13 protein-coding genes are annotated in these 16,731 nt (G+C 45.1%); 4 read left to right on the top strand and 9 right to left on the bottom strand.

Annotation, left to right across the window (positions count from 1 at the left end; all coding sequences use genetic code 11):
- Positions 1 to 7: 7 nt before the first annotated feature.
- Positions 8 to 1,330 (bottom strand): anaerobic sulfatase maturase, encoded by a 1,323-nt coding sequence (locus tag KI743_RS01680; RefSeq protein ID WP_285464504.1) that lies wholly within the window; start codon positions 1,328 to 1,330, stop codon positions 8 to 10.
- 137 nt (positions 1,331 to 1,467) lie between these two features.
- Between KI743_RS01680 and KI743_RS01675 the strand changes: the two genes are divergently transcribed.
- Positions 1,468 to 2,253, top strand: coding sequence for an SUMF1/EgtB/PvdO family nonheme iron enzyme (locus KI743_RS01675; RefSeq protein WP_285465091.1), 786 nt, complete (start codon positions 1,468 to 1,470; stop codon positions 2,251 to 2,253).
- A gap of 133 nt (positions 2,254 to 2,386) precedes the next feature.
- Positions 2,387 to 4,072, top strand: coding sequence for an alkaline phosphatase family protein (locus tag KI743_RS01670; protein ID WP_285464502.1), 1,686 nt, complete (start codon positions 2,387 to 2,389; stop codon positions 4,070 to 4,072).
- 116 nt (positions 4,073 to 4,188) lie between these two features.
- Here KI743_RS01670 and KI743_RS01665 read toward each other — a convergent pair whose 3' ends face one another.
- Entirely contained in the window at positions 4,189 to 5,283 is a 1,095-nt protein-coding gene (locus KI743_RS01665; RefSeq protein WP_285464501.1) for a substrate-binding domain-containing protein, read from the bottom strand.
- Positions 5,284 to 5,364: 81 nt separating this feature from the next.
- On the opposite strand from KI743_RS01665, the gene KI743_RS01660 reads away from it, so the two are divergent.
- Both KI743_RS01660 and KI743_RS01655 read left to right on the top strand, forming a co-directional pair.
- Positions 5,365 to 6,477: a substrate-binding domain-containing protein gene (locus KI743_RS01660; protein WP_285464499.1), complete on the top strand. Its 1,113-nt coding sequence runs from the start codon at positions 5,365 to 5,367 to the stop codon at positions 6,475 to 6,477.
- Complete coding sequence (locus KI743_RS01655) at positions 6,477 to 8,966, top strand: bifunctional diguanylate cyclase/phosphodiesterase (RefSeq protein ID WP_285464497.1); 2,490 nt, start codon at positions 6,477 to 6,479, stop codon at positions 8,964 to 8,966. The genes KI743_RS01660 and KI743_RS01655 overlap by 1 nt, the downstream gene beginning before the upstream one ends.
- 60 nt (positions 8,967 to 9,026) lie before the next feature.
- Here the strand turns inward: KI743_RS01655 and KI743_RS01650 are convergent, their stop codons facing one another.
- The 7 genes from KI743_RS01650 to KI743_RS01620 all read right to left on the bottom strand — a co-directional run bounded on the left by KI743_RS01650 (position 9,027) and on the right by KI743_RS01620 (position 16,644).
- Positions 9,027 to 9,935, bottom strand: a complete 909-nt coding sequence (locus KI743_RS01650) for a LysR family transcriptional regulator (RefSeq protein ID WP_150869483.1) — start codon at positions 9,933 to 9,935, stop codon at positions 9,027 to 9,029.
- A 104-nt stretch (positions 9,936 to 10,039) separates the two neighbouring features.
- Positions 10,040 to 11,395: a BatD family protein gene (locus KI743_RS01645; RefSeq protein ID WP_373417780.1), complete on the bottom strand. Its 1,356-nt coding sequence runs from the start codon at positions 11,393 to 11,395 to the stop codon at positions 10,040 to 10,042.
- On the bottom strand, positions 11,388 to 13,085 hold the full coding sequence (locus KI743_RS01640; RefSeq protein ID WP_285464495.1) for a VWA domain-containing protein: 1,698 nt from the start codon (positions 13,083 to 13,085) through the stop codon (positions 11,388 to 11,390). The genes KI743_RS01645 and KI743_RS01640 overlap by 8 nt, the downstream gene beginning before the upstream one ends.
- A complete protein-coding gene (locus KI743_RS01635) occupies positions 13,078 to 14,169 on the bottom strand; it encodes a VWA domain-containing protein (RefSeq protein WP_285464494.1) in 1,092 nt (363 codons plus the stop codon). The genes KI743_RS01640 and KI743_RS01635 overlap by 8 nt, the downstream gene beginning before the upstream one ends.
- Complete coding sequence (locus KI743_RS01630; RefSeq protein WP_285464492.1) at positions 14,162 to 14,686, bottom strand: DUF4381 domain-containing protein; 525 nt, start codon at positions 14,684 to 14,686, stop codon at positions 14,162 to 14,164. The genes KI743_RS01635 and KI743_RS01630 overlap by 8 nt, the downstream gene beginning before the upstream one ends.
- A complete protein-coding gene (locus tag KI743_RS01625; protein ID WP_285464489.1) occupies positions 14,686 to 15,648 on the bottom strand; it encodes a DUF58 domain-containing protein in 963 nt (320 codons plus the stop codon). The genes KI743_RS01630 and KI743_RS01625 overlap by 1 nt, the downstream gene beginning before the upstream one ends.
- Positions 15,649 to 15,660: 12 nt before the next feature.
- Entirely contained in the window at positions 15,661 to 16,644 is a 984-nt protein-coding gene (locus KI743_RS01620) for a MoxR family ATPase (RefSeq protein ID WP_285464488.1), read from the bottom strand.
- Positions 16,645 to 16,731: the final 87 nt, after the last annotated feature.

Genomic DNA, 16,731 nt, shown 5'->3' with positions numbered 1-16,731 from the left:
GCTCCAATTAAAACTTAGTTTCGAATGTTGGTTGCTGACGACGTTTTGCAATCAATACTGCATCACTATATTTTCCGTGTGCTACGGGATGTCCCATCGCTCGCAGAATATAAGCCATCGACTTATCAACATGAGAAAAGAACTTATGCCACCCGGCACAAAGATAATTTAAGCCTGATTCTCCATCATGAGTTTTTATGAAACGGTTTTTTGGACACTCACCATGACAAGCAAACTTATAATCACACTGTTGACATTGGCTTGTCAGAGTTTTCGATTTAGCAAAACCAAATGTTTGTTGAGACGGGCTGTACGCCATTTGATCCAGTTTCTGATGGTGGATGTTACCCACTTTGTATTCTGGGTACACATAATGGTCACAAGCAAACACATCACCATTTGGCTCCATAGCCAAACCTTTGCCACATAGCTCATTTAGGGTACATAACGGATTTGGACGCCCCATCCAAGTTTCGACGCTCGCCTCAAAATACTGCACGAAGACTTTACCAATATCGTTTCTTGCCCATTCATCGAACACAGCGATGAGGAAGTTGCCCCACGCTAAATCAGATACACACCACGACTCCATCACCGAATCTTTATGCCCAGGAATAAGTCGCTTATCGCCTTGCACAAGCTGGGCATCGAACTCAGAAGTTTGAGGTGCGACAGTGCGGAACGTCTTCTGCTCTACGATAGGAATAAACTGCATCTGGGGCGATTTAACAACATCGCGCAAGAATCGGTACACTTCTATCGGGTTCTGGCTAGTAAGATTATTCACACAGGTTAGTGTCGCGAATTTCACTTGGTGTTTATGTAGCAGGTCGACCGCCGCCATCACCTGCTTAAAGGTGCCGCGCCCCGCTTTATTGGTTCGATAGGTATTGTGTAGTAATTCTGGGCCGTCAATGCTCAAACCAATTAGGAAGTTGTTCTCAGCTAAGAACTGGCACCACTCATCATTCAACAAAGTGCCATTGGTTTGGAGGTCGTTAGATATCACTACGCCTTGGGGTTGGTACTTTTTTTGTAGACCTACAATCTTTTGAAAGTACTCAAGACCGAGCATGGTTGGCTCACCGCCTTGCCACGAGAAAATAATCTCAGGTGTGTTTTGGCCTTCAATATATTGGCGAATATAGGTTTCTAGTGTTTCATCGTCCATCTTTGGAGAACAACCTTTCTTGTACTCCAATAAATCCTGCTTACTTAGGTAATAACAGTACGTGCAATCGATGTTGCATGCCGCACCAATTGGTTTCGCCATAACGTGTAATCGTTTTGAAGCCTTACCGTTATATTGAGGACCTTGAGTAATATGCATGATTCATGTACCTATTTTTAGTGTCTGCACTAATCATAAAACGCCTTGCTATCAGTAGCTTGTTATACCCTTTATAACCAATTGGAATAGCCGAAATGGGTAAAATTACGCCACTCCCATTCGATAGAGGCTTCCTAATGAAGAGCTTGAATTACAAATACTTAACGACTGCTGGCAGCATATTACTTACTTTGATGGTTTCAGGTTGTGCGACAACACCTGAGCACCCTATTGCCCAACGTATCAATCAAGACATGGTACTCGTTGAAGGCGGCAGCTTTAGCATGGGTTCCGACGCAGACTCAGCAAAAAAAGCAGAGACACCCGCACGTGAAGTGACCGTAAACAGCTTCTATATTTCTAGGTTTGAGGTGACCCAAGAAATCTTTGAATCTGTAATGGGTTCATCGATGAGCTACTTCCCTAACCCACAAGTACCAGTGAACAATCTAAGCTGGCAACAAGCCGTCTATTTTGTTGACCAACTCAACGAATTAACGGGTGAGAATTACCGCCTACCAACGGAAGCAGAATGGGAGTTTGCAGCCAAAGGCGGTAATAAAAGTGAAGGATATATCTATAGTGGTTCCAATAACTTAGACGACGTAGCTTGGTACTCTAAAAACTCACAAAATAGTGCCCATCCGGTAGGCTTAAAGCAGCCCAATGAACTAGGCTTATATGACATGACGGGAAACGTTGGCGAGTTTGTTATTGATGCGTTCGACGACACTTATTACCGATACGCACCTTCCGACAATCCGAACAACGCTAAACACAGCGACATTGGTTTATCACACAAGTCAGTCCGAGGCGGCAGTTTTGCCTACGACAGTGATGAATCGGAAAGCTACAGACGCGATTTCGCAAGTCAGTCAATCACCATGTCTGACATGGGACTACGCCTCGTTAAAGACAAATAAACTCATTTGAGCCTAGTGACTCATCCGTCATGACATAACTGATGGTTATGAAGCAATGAAGATCCTTTGATTTACAGCTGCTTTTAACCATCTTTACAACGTCAGTTAAAATAACAATTCTCAAGGGTATGCTATGCAATACGCGAAACTGTCTGGACTCGCCCTAGCGCTTGTCTGTTCTTTACCTACGCTTGCTTCTGAAAACAAACCCAATTTAGTACTTCAAATCACCGTAGATGGTCTTCGTGCGGATCTTCTAGAAAGATACCAACATAACTTTGGCGAAGGTGGCTTTCGCTACCTAATGGAAGATGGCACCTACTACACCAACGCACATTACCAACATGGCAATACTGAGACCATTGTTGGTCACGTCTCTTTAGCAACAGGCGCTCCGCCTAGCGTTCATGGCATGGTCGGCAACGTTTGGTACGACCGCAGTCAAGAGCGTTTGGTCTACAACGTTGAGGACTCAAACTACAACATGTTGACCTCTGGCGCTGGCGTGGATAAAGCGACAGAAATCGACCCAACGCAAAAAGCGGCAGGTGGTGATGGGCGTTCTCCAGAACCGATCCTCTCTACCACTTTCAGTGACGAGCTGACTATTTCAAATAGTGGTCAATCCAAGATATTTGCAGTATCCGTTAAAGACCGTGGTGCGATTTCTCTCGCTGGCCATAGTGGCAAAGCATTCTGGTTTTCCAAGGCACAATCTGAGTTTGTTACCAGTAATTATTACTATGATGAGTACCCAGCTTGGGTTGAACGATGGAATGAAAAAGCCATCCCTAGCCAATACTCCAAGCAGAAATGGGAGTTATCGCTACCTAGAGAGGCTTACACCCTAGAAGAGCATAACTCAGACCATAAAGTAGAGTTAGCGGGTTTCCAACGCACCTTCCCACACCCTTATGGACCAGCCAGTTACAAGTACTACAGCACTATGCTAACCGTCAGCCCTGCTGGTGATGAGATTACTGAGAACTTTGCCAGCACCCTATTGATGCAAGAGAAGCTGGGGCAAGGAAAAGCGACTGATTACCTATCAGTCAGCTTTTCATCAAACGATTATGTTATCCACCTTTATGGCCCTGAGAGTCTAGAAACTGAGGATAACCTGATTCGATTAGACAAGACGCTTGCGAAGCTATTTAAGAACATCGATAACCATGTAGGATTGGAAAATACCCTAATCGTACTCTCGGCAGACCACGGGGTTCCGGAATCTTCACCTGCGGCGAACGTACTCGGCTTTACCCAAGCGCAGTATTTTAATAAAGACTCTCTTCTTTCAGCGGGTGTTGAAAAACGCCTTAAAGATGAGTTCGGTTTAAGTAAAGATGCGATTCGTCTCTATGCTCAACCATACGTATACCTAAACCATGAACTCTTAATAGAGAAAAAAGTAGATTTAGCGGCCGTACAAGCAGCAATAGCGGATGAGGTATCAAAAGTCGAAGGTGTGGCTTATGCCGTATCGAGCACTGATATTGCAGCCAATCGCGTACCAGATACACACATCATGAACCTGATAAAGAACAACTATCACCCGGCACGCTCTGGTGATGTCTATATTGTGTTTGCGCCTCGCAGTTATATTAACGATATGGAAGGGTTACAGATCGCGTCTACTCATGGCTCACCTTGGCGCTACGATACTCACGTGCCGGTGATCTTTGCAGGTTACGATGTGGAAGGTCAGAAAGTATCGCGCAGTATCACTCCATACGACATCGCTCCGACACTATCAAACAAACTTGGAATTACTCAACCGAGTGGCTCAATCGGAGAAGTTCTAAAAGAAGTTACTAATTAGAAGATATTACGGCTAATACTCAGTTTGATAACCAAAAGTAAGAGTCGATTATCTGCGGACGTTTACGCCACATAGATAATCGACTCTTTGTTTAACTCTTATTTGGCAACCATGAATTAATGCTTACCTGAATAGCGAAATGCTTCTTCCGTCAACTTATCTAACTGGTCATCATTCATCTTATTGTGTACCACAGTGATACGCCCTAGATAAATGAGTGGCACCTCTGACTCACGCTTTTCGAGGTGAAACTTTATTGCTTCAGCCGTCGCAACACCGAGATCATCACTCATACGCATTGGCGTGGCATCCAACTCGTCTGAACGAATCTTCTCAATCTCTTTGGCTGTTCCACCCCAACCCGTTAGATAGATGTTTGGCAATTTTCCAGCTTCATTCAGAGCATCAATCGCCCCGATTGTCATTGCGGTGTTGGCATTATGTACCATGGTCACTTCTGGGAAGTTTCCTAGTACTAATCGAATCCCATCGGCACCACCAATTTTCTGATATTGACCAAAGTGCTCGTAAACTGTCAGCCAATTGCCCTTCTCTTCTACGCAGTCAATAAAGCCTTGAGAACGCTGTGTGTCAGTAATTCCGGGTATTCCTCGATTCGCAGAAAACTCGACATCTTCTCCAAGCTCCTTCACGACATGATCACAAAGTACTTCCGCCCCCATTGCGCTTGAAAAGTCGAACCAGCTGTCTGGCTGATGCTCCCATTTTTCATTTGGTGTGTGGAACGCCCAAATGAAGGTTTTGAATTCATCGGATGCAGACAGTTTTTGGATATTCTCAGCTTGAAAACCCAGTTCAGACGGACCAAAAATCACAAAGTCATAAGGCGTATCAGAGCTCAGAACTTGATCGATGTATTGAGTTTGCAGCGAGTGCTCGATCTGTTTAGAAGTGAATTGTTCGATTTCAAATGGCAGATCCAATGCAACCAGTCGCTCTTTCAATGCCACGTAGTTTCGTATCCAAAAGTCAGAAATATCTGCACTTGGGTAAATTAATGCAATTCGAACCGGTTTTTCCACCGTCATTGGTGCTAAAGCAACAGGTTCCCCACTGACAGTTTCTTGAAATTTATGAAGTTTCTTAACATCTGACTCAGACCTTACCCCGTCAGCCTGTGTGGAAAAAGAGAGCGTAGAACAAGCAATAACTAAGACCGATAAAATGTTTTTATAAATCTGACCCGGCATAAATGTTACCAAAAGTTTGAATGTTTATTGACAATATTATAAATATAGAGCCGTTATCGTTTAAAGCCTTTTATAGACATCATGAATAAAATGTTAATTTTTGTGAGTTGGCTGCTTGTTGGTACCTGGGGGACTCCCAGTTTGGCAGACAGTGAACAGCAATTCTTCGAATATGCGAAAGAAAAAGTGATACGAGCAGTATCAAGCCAACAACATTGGGACGGCCCCACTCAAGGCCCCAGGATTCGTCACGAGAAAAATGTCATCTTTGTTGCCTCTGATCTTCGCAACGGAGGCGTTTATGGTGTTGGTCGCGGTATCTCTGAAGCCATTTCGAACATCAATTGGCACCTTAGATTTATCGATGGTTTGGGCTCAAAAGTTCGCCAAGGCGCTGCTATCAGAAAGGCCATCAGCTTTCAGCCCGACGCGATTGTATTAGGTGGCATTGATGCAGTACGACATAAGCACATCCTAAAGCAAGCTGAAGAACTAGGTATTGTTGTTATTGGATGGCACGCGACTGAGTTTGTTGGCGGTAACCCTGAAATCGGTCTATATACCAACATCACAACCGATCCTCTTGCTGTGGCAGAGGTTGCTGCTCTACTGGCGATAGTAAATTCTAATGGCCAAGCCAAAACAGTGGTCTTTACCGACCCTAACTATGAGATTGCGATGATCAAAGCCAATGCGATGGTCGAAACAATTAAACGTTGCGCAACATGTGATGTTCTTGAACTCCACTATTTGCCGCTGGACAAAATTGCGGAGCAGATGCCAGCTACGCTACAAACTCTCGATATGAAGTACGGTCAAGAAATCACTCACCTTTTAGCAATTAATGACCTTTACATTGATTATGCGATCCCTTCTTTAGAGACCAACGTCGAACAACTAAGAGTCATCCCGAATAACATTTCAGCTGGAGATGGCAGTAAAGCGGCATACAAACGTATTAACAGTGGTCAATTCCAACTGGCCACCGTTCCTGAGCCTTTATATCTACAAGGTTGGCAGATAGTTGATGAGCTAAATCGCGCATTCAATGGCATGCCGCCTAGCGGGTATTCAGCGCCAGTACACCTCGTCACTCCAGATAATGTTGAAGAACTTATCGGCCAAGAAGATAAAGGGGTCTACGACCCTCAAAACGGCTACCGTGAAGCCTATCTGAAGATTTGGAAGCGTTAATGAAATTACATCAGATAAACATCACTCAAAGACTCATCTTGTCCAACCTTGTATCGCTGCTGATTGTAAGTTTAGCGGTGATCGTTGTGATTCGATCGCTCTACTACGTTGAGTCGACATTGAAAACAGAAACTTCAACGCATGTTTCAGAGCTCATTGTTAACTCGGAAATAAGCCGTCGTGTATTCGCGCTAACTTCAAGAGTGAAATTGCTCGAACAAACATTTTTGTTCAGTGAAAGTACACTTTCAGAAGAAGCATTCAATGTTGATTTACAACTACAGAAGCTTAGAGATTTATCGACCAATGAAGGTTTTTCTCAAAAGATCGACGCATTCATTGATAATTTTCACCGTTTTCTAGGTAGCTCGCTGGCGCTCAATCGAATCCTTAAACAGACCAATCAAATTGATGTCACTTTATCTGAGCAACTTGATCAGCTCGAATTCGCGATCGCAGACAGTCGACTTAGGCTCATAGAGCAACCGAACTTGATCAACTACGACAATGAACTCGACCTGTTCAACATGTTAAGAGAGTCTTTTCTAACATCAGGAAAAATGATTGGCGACATCCATAGCCGTATCACGCCAGAAACGGAAAAGGTGCTGATCATTGCCGTCGAAAAAGAACTCGATATCTTTCTACTTCACTTAGAAAACGTTGATATTAAAACAGCCGCTGTCATTGCAGAAAAAGAGAAAATTAGCAAAACCGTAAAACGGTACAACGCAGCTCTTAAACGCATTAGAGCTAACTTAGAGCAACGCTGGATCGTAATGGCATCTCTATTGGAAGCTCAAAGTGATCTGCTCGATATGGTAGAAAACACAGAGTCGCGTGTTCAAGGGCAGGCTTTAGCACTGACCGACAAGTTAGAAAAAGAGATCGCAAATTCAAGGTTCAACGCGATTATCATCAGCCTATTTGCGGTCTTGCTATCCATGTTATTGGTAAACTACGTTGTCAGACATCACATCAGACAACCACTGAATGCCTTAAAACAAGGCTTTGATCGTCTTGAATCGGAAAGCCTCAGAAAGCCAATCAACTTGGGGCGTACCGATGAATGGTCACACCTTGAGAAAGCCTATAATGATATGTCATTGCGTCTGTCAGAGGCCTATTTAGACCTAACAGAAGAGAAAAAGAACTTCGACTTTCTCGCACACCACGATCCACTGACTTGCTTAGCAAACCGTTTGTTAGCGACCAAGCTGTTAGATAGAGAGATCCAGCAGTCTATCGATAACAATTCGCCTTTCTTGCTGTTTTATCTTGATATCGATGAGTTCAAAACCATTAATGATTCACTCGGTCACGCACCCGGTGACAACTTATTAGTGAGTGTTTCAGATATTTTAACCAACATCGTTGGCGATCAAGGCTTCGTTGCTCGAATGGGCGGAGATGAGTTCTTGGTGGTATACCCGAACTTGAGGCTAGAAGAGAGTGAACCGATCGCTAAGCGTCTCAATCATGCATTGAGAAGGCCTTATTACATCGGTAGCAACTCTATTTTCGTTTCTGCGAGTATTGGCGTATGTGAATACCCTACTCACGGTGCTGATCGCGAAACCCTAATTCGAAACGCAGACACTGCAATGTATCACGCGAAACGAAATGGTCGGGATCAGTACCGAGTCTATGCGGATAAAATGACCCATGAAGCTCACGACCTTATTGAAACCAATATGGGTCTACGCCATGCGATCGCTAATGACGAACTGGAAGTGTTCTTCCAACCTAAGGTCGACCTTAATACTCAAGAGATTATTGGTGCCGAGGCATTGGTTCGTTGGCAGCACCCGAAGCTTGGTTTGCTTCCGCCAGTTGACTTCCTAGAAGTTGCCGAAAAGAGCGACCTGATTATCGATATTGATAAATGGGTGTTCAAGAAAGTAGCGTGCCTGATTACTGAATGGCAACGTGACGGTATTGACCTTGAAGGTGTCACTTTCTCGATCAACTTCTCTGCGAGAATGTTCTATAGAACAGACCTTGCAGAACAGTTGCAAGAGATTCTTGATCAAACGGACTGTAAGCCTCATCAGTTGTTATTAGAAATAACTGAGCGTGACATGATGCGTGATTTCGAAACCTGCTCAAGAACGATAGAGTTGCTGCACTCTAAAGGTTACAAGATCGCCATTGATGATTTTGGTACCGGATATTCATCGCTATCGGTATTGAAAAATCTATCTGCGGATTGCGTTAAGCTCGATCGAAGCTTTGTTGAGGACATCAACTCGTCGAAAGTTGATTATGAAATTACGTGCGCCATTCTCAAACTAGCGCAAATACTGAATTTCTCGGTAATTGCAGAAGGCTTAGAAACACAGTGCCATGTGCGTACATTGCGCCAAATCGGCTGTAAATACGCGCAAGGTTACTTCTTTGCACGCCCACTGCCTGTTGATGATTGGCTAACTTACTTCCTTCAAAACCGAGAACTGGTTCCTAAACAGGTTTCGTTAGAGCAAGTCTAACGATAAACCTCTTATTCCTTAAGCACTATGCCCCAGACCCGAACGTCTGGGGCTATCATTTTATTGCGACATGACCTCTTTAGCGGCCGCTTTCAATTTGCCTCGAAGCCATTTATGACTAGGCTCGTTAGTTCTGCTCGGGTGCCAAATCATACACATATCTAAGTCTTCTAGATCAAATGGCAGTGGCAAGGTCTTAAGTTTGTATTTATTACCAAAACAACGAACCGATGACATAGGCAACATACCGATGTAGTCGGAGTTCTCAATGACGGGCATCATTTCGACGACTCCAGCCGCGCGATACACAATACGACGCTTCTCTAACTCTTGAGAATCCTCTGCGCTCAATAAGCTTTTTCGGGCATGCCAACGAGAAACAACTACATGGTCATGAGTCAGAAACTCCTCAATATCCATACTATCGCCAATCGTTGGATGATCTTCACGACACACCACCACCAGCTCTTCTGTTGAAATCGTTTCGTGTTTCAACATGGTGCGCCCTCTCGGCGTCATGTCGACAATAAGATCATGTCTTTGCAAACGTAAGTCCGACTCATAATCTTCAGTAAACAGAGGGTGAATTTCTAAAGCAATATTGGGGGCAGTTTGGCTGATGAGATTCATCAGTTTAGGCATCAACTCATAACTCGCAGCCGACACGCAAGCGATAGAGAAGATTCGATTGGAGGTTTTAGGGTCAAAATCTCGCGATGCAGAGAGCGTTGAGGTAAAGTTTTTCAAAGCGGCCGACATTGCAGGATAGATGTCCGATGCAAAAGCGGTTGGTTCAACACCCGACGTAGTACGATGGAACAGAGGCTCGTCGTAGATATCTCTAAGCTTTGCTAGCGCCTTACTCACTGCCGGCTGGCTTATATCCATACGCGCTGCCGCTTTAGACAAGTTCTGTTCTTCGTAAATCGCGACAAAAATGGGAATCAGGTTCAGTTCAGTGCTTTTCATAGAGCTCCAATATAGCTAAACAGACTCCCCATGATGAAGAGTCTGCAAATGTACTTTTATAATCCTAGTTGATTCAGTGGCATAACACCGCGATACGGCACACGCTATCGAGATTTACGGTCCAAATCAGGTAAGGCTTTAGGAAAATATTTTCGCCACCAAGGTAGCGGGCTTTGGCGACTGTTCGGATCATTATGGTTGTGGGTTTCAATCACCACCTTCCAAACTCGCTGCAAAATGTGAGTCTCTTGGCTGCCTTTTTGAAATGCAAAATTTGTCTCTGACCAATCTTCAGTATCCGCACACTTATCAAGCTCCAGCAGTGACGATTTACTTCTGAGCTCTCGATAAACAAACCCGCGAATCTTCGGCCAATTGCCCGCTTTTACAACTCGGCGGAATGCTAACCACCTTGGAGTCGGACGTGTCTGATAATAACGTCTTCCCGCTAACACTATAATCACCACAATCGCAATAAACAAAGCAGCGACAATCATGGCTGTTGAGTACGCTTTAACAAATGACTTTAGAGTGTGCTTCGCGCTAAATGACGTAGACTCCAATACAACCGTTTCTAATCGTTCGTCTTTAGTATTCCACCACTGAAAGGTCAACTCAGGTAGCGTGAAATCACCACCTTGTTGGATAACATACACCGACTCTTCAATTCGCTCTGAGCGGTAATCCCCGCGCTCTTGCGTATCATCTAATTTATGCGGTTGAGGGTATGCCTGGTATTGAGCTGTAGATTCGTTCTCTAACAAGTTAGGCAGCAGTACCGATAAGCTGTCTTGTGCCTTGATAGTAACGGTTCGAGTGATCGCATCACCAACCTTTAAATTCTCATTAGATTGTTGCCACTCCTGCTCAACATCAACACTGGTCGCACTAAACCAAGGAGTATCATCGGTGAGTAAACCCGAAGGCAACTGTGTTTTGAATTTGATCGGTTGGGTATATAGGGTTCCACTCACTTTCTCGCCATCGTCCGCGGATACTTGCACACGAACTGGCAGACGCGGTATCACATAGTCTCCGCTCTTTTGCGGGTACAAAGTGATTTCCCAACGCTGTCTTGACCACGTTTCACCATTTTTACGTGCCGTGTAGTTAGTGGCGAGTGTATTCCTTTGCTTCGCAATAACATCCGCCATTTCTACGTTACCAATACGCGTGCCGCCAGTGAACCAGCGTGGCGTCGCAACCTCAATCGTTAATACAACCTGCTCATTAACACTGAAAGTCGGTATTTCCTTCTTGGGCTCACTCTCGTCGGCTGTTGTTGGCTGCTCGCCTACCCAAGCAATTAACTCTACCTTTCCTGTTTTGTACAAATCATTAATGTCGTTAGCTAAAACCGATTGAGATGTCATACTCACAATCAAAACAGCAGCAATAACTAATAGACTGCGGCAGTTTTTCAACGCGCTTTTCATTCTATGACGCAGAGATTTATTCATTGTTGCTCTCCTGCTCTACATCGATTTGTGGCTCTCGTAACTGAATCTGAAACTTCGCTTTTAAGAAGTACTTCGGATCAGCCTCGACTCTTTTCAACCATTTATCAGCCAGTTCTTGACTACCGAGTATTTCATTGGCGTTCAGGGTCTCTTTGAGCATCAGTTCTGCGACCGTTTCTTCTTCTGCACCATCACCAGTTCTTGGTTTATCTTCATCAAGTTCAAATGACTCTTCAGGACCATCGGTCGTGCCTGCTTGGCTTTCACTCATGCGATTCACCTCTTCAACAATACCGTTGAATACTGAGAGGTTGTGCTCAACCTTTTCCGCAAGCTCGCTATCAAGATCTGGTTTCTCCAATAGTGACTTCAATAAATCACGAGCAGCTAAGTATTCTCTCTGACGCGCTAGCGCTGTCGCTGAGTAATAGACACCTAAATCTGTCTTGGTTTGTAGGAAGGCGCTATGAGCAAGCTTGAACTCACGAGCATAGTAGTAAGCGACACCTTTTCGCAGTGGATCTTGAAAATGCTTCGCCGCCTCAAGGTACTCTTGCTGATTAAGTAGACGTTGCCCTTGCTGATCGGGAGTTAACCATAAATCCCACCACCACTGAGAGGCTTTGTCCCAAGCGGTGACTTCTTCAATTTGAACTGGCTTTTCCGCCGTCAATTTAACAGGTTCAGCCATCGTCGGGTTAGAGTAGAAAGAACCTGTCACCAGTACACCAACCATACACCATTGCACTAACCAGCCCTTTCGGAACCATAGCAACATAATGAGAGCAATAGGAAACAGTAACCCATAGCCCATGTCTTTCCACGGCATTGCTGATTCACCATTGAGCTGCATATTACGTTCAACCGCACGGTTTAATACTTGAATGTCAGAGTCATCGACCGTGACTTCAATAACTCGCCCTCCCGTCGCACTCGCCAGATCATTCAATGCTCTGAGATCCACTGGGTTATCACTCACAATGTCGCGGTTTCCTGCAGCGAGAATCAACAGTTGATAAGGTTTGTCGTTAAAAAACGTTTCGTAAGCTTTAATGGTTGCTGGATTTACACCATCAGTTACCAGAAGCACTGTCGAACCTGGTTCACTATTTAATTGTTGATCAATGAGAGGCAGGGCCGCTTCGGCAATTTTCCCTGCTACTGGCATAATCTCTGGTGTAATCGCGGCTAAGAAGGGCTCGAATACTTTACTATCTTGCGTCACTGGCATTGCAACATGTGCACTGCCCGAGTAAACAACTAACCCAGTATTACCGCCATTACGCGCGGCCAGTAAATCACGAATCTTCTGCTTTGAACGCTCCAAGCGACTAGGAGGTAGGTCTTTGAGAAGCATGGTCTCGCTGTTATCTAACACAACCAACATAGAGGCTTTATCTTCACCAAAAGGCGAAGCCTCTCTTTGCCATGTTGGACCTGCACAAATCAATATCGCGATAGCGACGATCACCATTAGTAGCTTCAGTGGTAACTGTTTACGCCAGCCTCGTTCTCCGATCGTGAGAGCGTTGCGCAGATGCTCAGGCAGCACATCTTTCCAACTAGGTTTCGTCTCTTCACGCCAACGTAGCCAAAGTAAGAAGAACATTGGAATGAAGGCGAGCAGCCACAATGGGCGAATAAAATGAAATTGAGTAAACACTTGCTGCAAAACGAGAGAATCAAACATTCTGTTCTCCTTGTTTTTGCTTCTGAATCAAAGGTTGCTTCGCTTTTCTCAAGAGGTTTCGACGACGCATGGTCGCTGCGCTGAAGGCGGTCAAATACATAACAACCACGATTGCCATTAAGTGATGATGAATCGTCTGTTTCGGACGATAAGTCGTGCTCTCATAGAGCTGAGGTTCTAGTTCACCGATTTCCGCATAAGCCTTTTGCAGTTCGTCTCGATTCAACGCCTCAAATGCGCTTCCTCCCGACTCCTCGGCTATACGACGAATGGTTTCCATATCTAGCGCCACTTCACCAACGGTTTGCGGATCACCCATTGCAATAACATGGATACGCACACCTTTCGCTTTAGCCACCTTAGCGGCATCAATTGGCTCAACAAAACTGCCAGTGTCATTACCATCCGTCAGCACGATCACCACTTTTTCTCTATCTTGCTCAAGCACTTGGTCACTCAAAGCATCGCGTTGATTATGGCTTTGTTCGAAAACTTTAATTGCAAGGCCAATCGCATCGCCCAAATGAGTACTCTGCCCTGCCATAGCAACATCCGTCTGGTTAAGCAGTTCTAGCCACACACTTTGGTCTGCAGTAAATGGCGTTTGAACGAACGCAGCATCACCAAACAAGATCAATCCTAGGCGGTCGCCTTCTCGCGTTTTCGCAAAATCGGATAGCACCTCTTTGGTTGCATCAAGACGCGAGATTCTTTCACCGGCTTTCGAGGTAAAGTCCTCCTCCGACATAGAGCCAGATAGATCGACAACTACCATAACATCACGACCGAACTGTTCGCGAGTTTGCGGCTCTCCAAGAATGGTCGGTTTCGCCAACGCGCAAACGACCAAGATCCAGGTAACAATTAGGGTTACCCGCTGCCACCAGCTAGGTGTTAACTGACTAGCGCCCTCGGACGGTGTCTCACCAATGGCGTCAACTAGGTCTCGAAAGAAAGGAACTTTAATCGCCATCTGCTTTGTTCGATACGCAGGAACAGCAAAGTAGACAAGAAACGGTAGCGGAAGTATCACTAACCAAAGTGGATGTTCAAATTCAAAACTAGGTGAAATTAGATCAAGCACGTGGCGTCTCCTGAGGTTTCTCAGAACCTCTGTATTGGTGCACTTTCACCCATGTGGTCGCCTTCTCTATAATTTCCACACGTTGTTCAAATGTCAGATAAACGCTTGGGTTAACTAAGCTGTCCATCCAGATTTTAGAAGCGCTATCCTGAAAAGTAGTGGGTGTTTTTTTAGGTAGATAGCCATCTAACGTAGCCAATGCACCTTCACCATGAATACTCGCATGACGAGCATTAAGATAACGAAGAACCGATTTCAGCACTTCAAAAACACGCTTAGCCGAGCCTTTATCCGAAGGATCTATCTGATCAAGCACCTCTAGCGCTTCTTGACGATAGCGGTTATGCCAACGATAACAAGCGTAGCGATAAGCGGCGTATGCAAACGCTATGATTAGCGCGACACCTAGAACCTTCCAGCCTATCGTTTGAGGTAGCCAACTGACACTGTCAGGTACCACGATATCTTGAATATCGCGCAGTATATAAGTACTAGGCGGGGTATGTTCGACTGACATTAGCGACCTCCCACCAGCTTTTGGAATTGAGACACGTGTTGCCCCGAGGTATCTACTTCGATATACGGCAGATGCTTAATCGCCATTAACTTAGCTAACGACTGCTTCTGAAGCGCTGCTTTTTGTGCCAAGCTTTCGCTGGCCGCCGTCACTTTACTCTGGCTGTCGAGGTTGAGTTGGTATCGACCATCACCCACCACCCACTTTGCGTCCGCGAGTGTATGTGGAAGTGCTTGTTCTAGAGGGTCGCTGACCATAATTGCCAGAACGTCATTGTGCTGTTGCAGCTGTTGCAAACGATCAAGATGATGCTCTTCACAGTCACGCCAATCACTAATAAAAATGAGAGTAGATTGTTTGAGCCCCATGCGTTTAATTCGCTCAATCCATCGACTGAACGTCACATCGTTATTATCATGTGAAGCCACATCTAAACTCTGGTTAGCCTTAACTAGATGCTTTAATTGGGAAAGCAGATCATTTTGGGAACGTTGCGCCTTATTGTGAAATAGCGCTTGATGTGATGCGATCAGGTAGCCAACGCGGTCGCCGTCTTTAAGCACTCGCCAACCACAGATTGCCGCAAGCTCCGCAGCAACCACGGACTTCATAACGGATTGAGAAGCAAAAAACATTGAACTGCGTTGATCGACACAGATCATCACATTACGGTCTTTCTCTTCGGTATAGCTACGAACATGTGGCTTACCGGTACGCATCGTTACTTTCCAATCCAGATTTCGAATGTCGTCGCCTAATTGGTAATGCCTTAACTCTTCAAAGTTAAGACCGCGACCACGAAACAAGGAATTATGACGACCAAACAGCACACTGCCCGCCTTCAAGTGTGGCAATAAGGTAAACGACTCGGCTTGAGCCTGTAACCGAACGAGCTTTGCATAATCGCAGTACAGCCGAGGATCTAGCCCTTGTGACTGTGGCGCTTGAGTTGGCTTAGCCATAACGCCTCCCGTTTAACCAATCTCTACTGCGTCAAGCAACTCTTCGATCACTCGTTGGTGGTCAACACCATCGGCCAATGCGTCATAAGATAGAGAAAAACGATGCCCTAACACAGTTGGAACCATCGCACGCACATCATCAATTGTGACGTGGTCACGCCCTTGTAGCCATGCATAGGCTCTTGCGCATTTATCAAGAGCAATTGACGCGCGCGGACTTGCTCCAATCTCTAACCATTTTGGTAGATTCGACTCGCTGTAACGTTCAGGCTTTCGGGTCGCCATAACGAGAGCAACGATATAATCTTCAACAAGTTCAGAGACAGAGATATCTGGTAATTGACGGCGCGCTTCTATGACAAGTTCAGGTTCAATATGTTGGGGCGTAATCAATTCAGAACTGGTTTCACTCCCTAGCTCTTCACTTCTTACTAATCGAATGATGTCACGCTCAGCGGCATCTTCAGGGTAATCAACCGTGACTTTCATAATGAAACGGTCCATTTGCGCTTCAGGTAACGGGTATGTGCCTTCTTGCTCTACTGGGTTTTGGGTTGCTAACACCATGAACAATTCAGGCAATACATGGGTTTGACCACCAACGGTAATCGTACCTTCTGCCATCGCTTCAAGTAACGCTGCTTGTACTTTCGCGGGCGCACGGTTCACTTCGTCTGCCAAAACAATGCTATTAAAGATAGGACCGGCTTGAAAATGTAATTGAGGTTTACCTTCGACCTCTTGGTAGACCTCTGTACCTGTCACATCCGAAGGCAGGAGATCGGGTGTAAATTGAATACGACCAAAGCTCGCGTTAAGTAAATTCGAGAGAGACTTCACTGAACGTGTTTTCGCGGTTCCTGGTAAACCCTCCAACAGAACATGTCCATTGGTGAGTAGACCGATGACCAGAGCTCTAACAACGTGGCTCTGACCGATAACACTTTTTTCAGTTTGTTCTATGAGTCGATTTATCGCTTGCTGTGCGTGGTTCATAGGTCATCCTTATCAATTCGATATGCTGTGTACATCCTACTCACAAGCGCTATAACTATTGGTTATAAAGGCAATAGCTACTTTTCT

The organism is Vibrio sp. D420a, from assembly GCF_030248625.1.
GTDB classification, from domain to species: Bacteria; Pseudomonadota; Gammaproteobacteria; order Enterobacterales; family Vibrionaceae; genus Vibrio; species Vibrio fortis_A.
Note: the sequence above shows the minus strand (reverse complement) of the source record. Positions and strands in the feature narration are given on the sequence as shown.

Excerpts from the sequence above, each read along its gene's own strand:
- KI743_RS01680 (WP_285464504.1), bottom strand. The coding sequence starts at position 1,330 with ATGCATATTACTCAAGGTCCTCAATATAACGGTAAGGCTTCAAAACGA.
- KI743_RS01675 (WP_285465091.1), top strand. The coding sequence starts at position 1,468 with ATGAAGAGCTTGAATTACAAATACTTAACGACTGCTGGCAGCATATTA.
- KI743_RS01670 (WP_285464502.1), top strand. The coding sequence starts at position 2,387 with ATGCAATACGCGAAACTGTCTGGACTCGCCCTAGCGCTTGTCTGTTCT.
- KI743_RS01665 (WP_285464501.1), bottom strand. The coding sequence starts at position 5,283 with ATGCCGGGTCAGATTTATAAAAACATTTTATCGGTCTTAGTTATTGCT.
- KI743_RS01660 (WP_285464499.1), top strand. The coding sequence starts at position 5,365 with ATGAATAAAATGTTAATTTTTGTGAGTTGGCTGCTTGTTGGTACCTGG.
- KI743_RS01655 (WP_285464497.1), top strand. The coding sequence starts at position 6,477 with ATGAAATTACATCAGATAAACATCACTCAAAGACTCATCTTGTCCAAC.
- KI743_RS01650 (WP_150869483.1), bottom strand. The coding sequence starts at position 9,935 with ATGAAAAGCACTGAACTGAACCTGATTCCCATTTTTGTCGCGATTTAC.
- KI743_RS01645 (WP_373417780.1), bottom strand. The coding sequence starts at position 11,395 with ATGAATAAATCTCTGCGTCATAGAATGAAAAGCGCGTTGAAAAACTGC.
- KI743_RS01640 (WP_285464495.1), bottom strand. The coding sequence starts at position 13,085 with ATGTTTGATTCTCTCGTTTTGCAGCAAGTGTTTACTCAATTTCATTTT.
- KI743_RS01630 (WP_285464492.1), bottom strand. The coding sequence starts at position 14,686 with ATGTCAGTCGAACATACCCCGCCTAGTACTTATATACTGCGCGATATT.
- KI743_RS01625 (WP_285464489.1), bottom strand. The coding sequence starts at position 15,648 with ATGGCTAAGCCAACTCAAGCGCCACAGTCACAAGGGCTAGATCCTCGG.
- KI743_RS01620 (WP_285464488.1), bottom strand. The coding sequence starts at position 16,644 with ATGAACCACGCACAGCAAGCGATAAATCGACTCATAGAACAAACTGAA.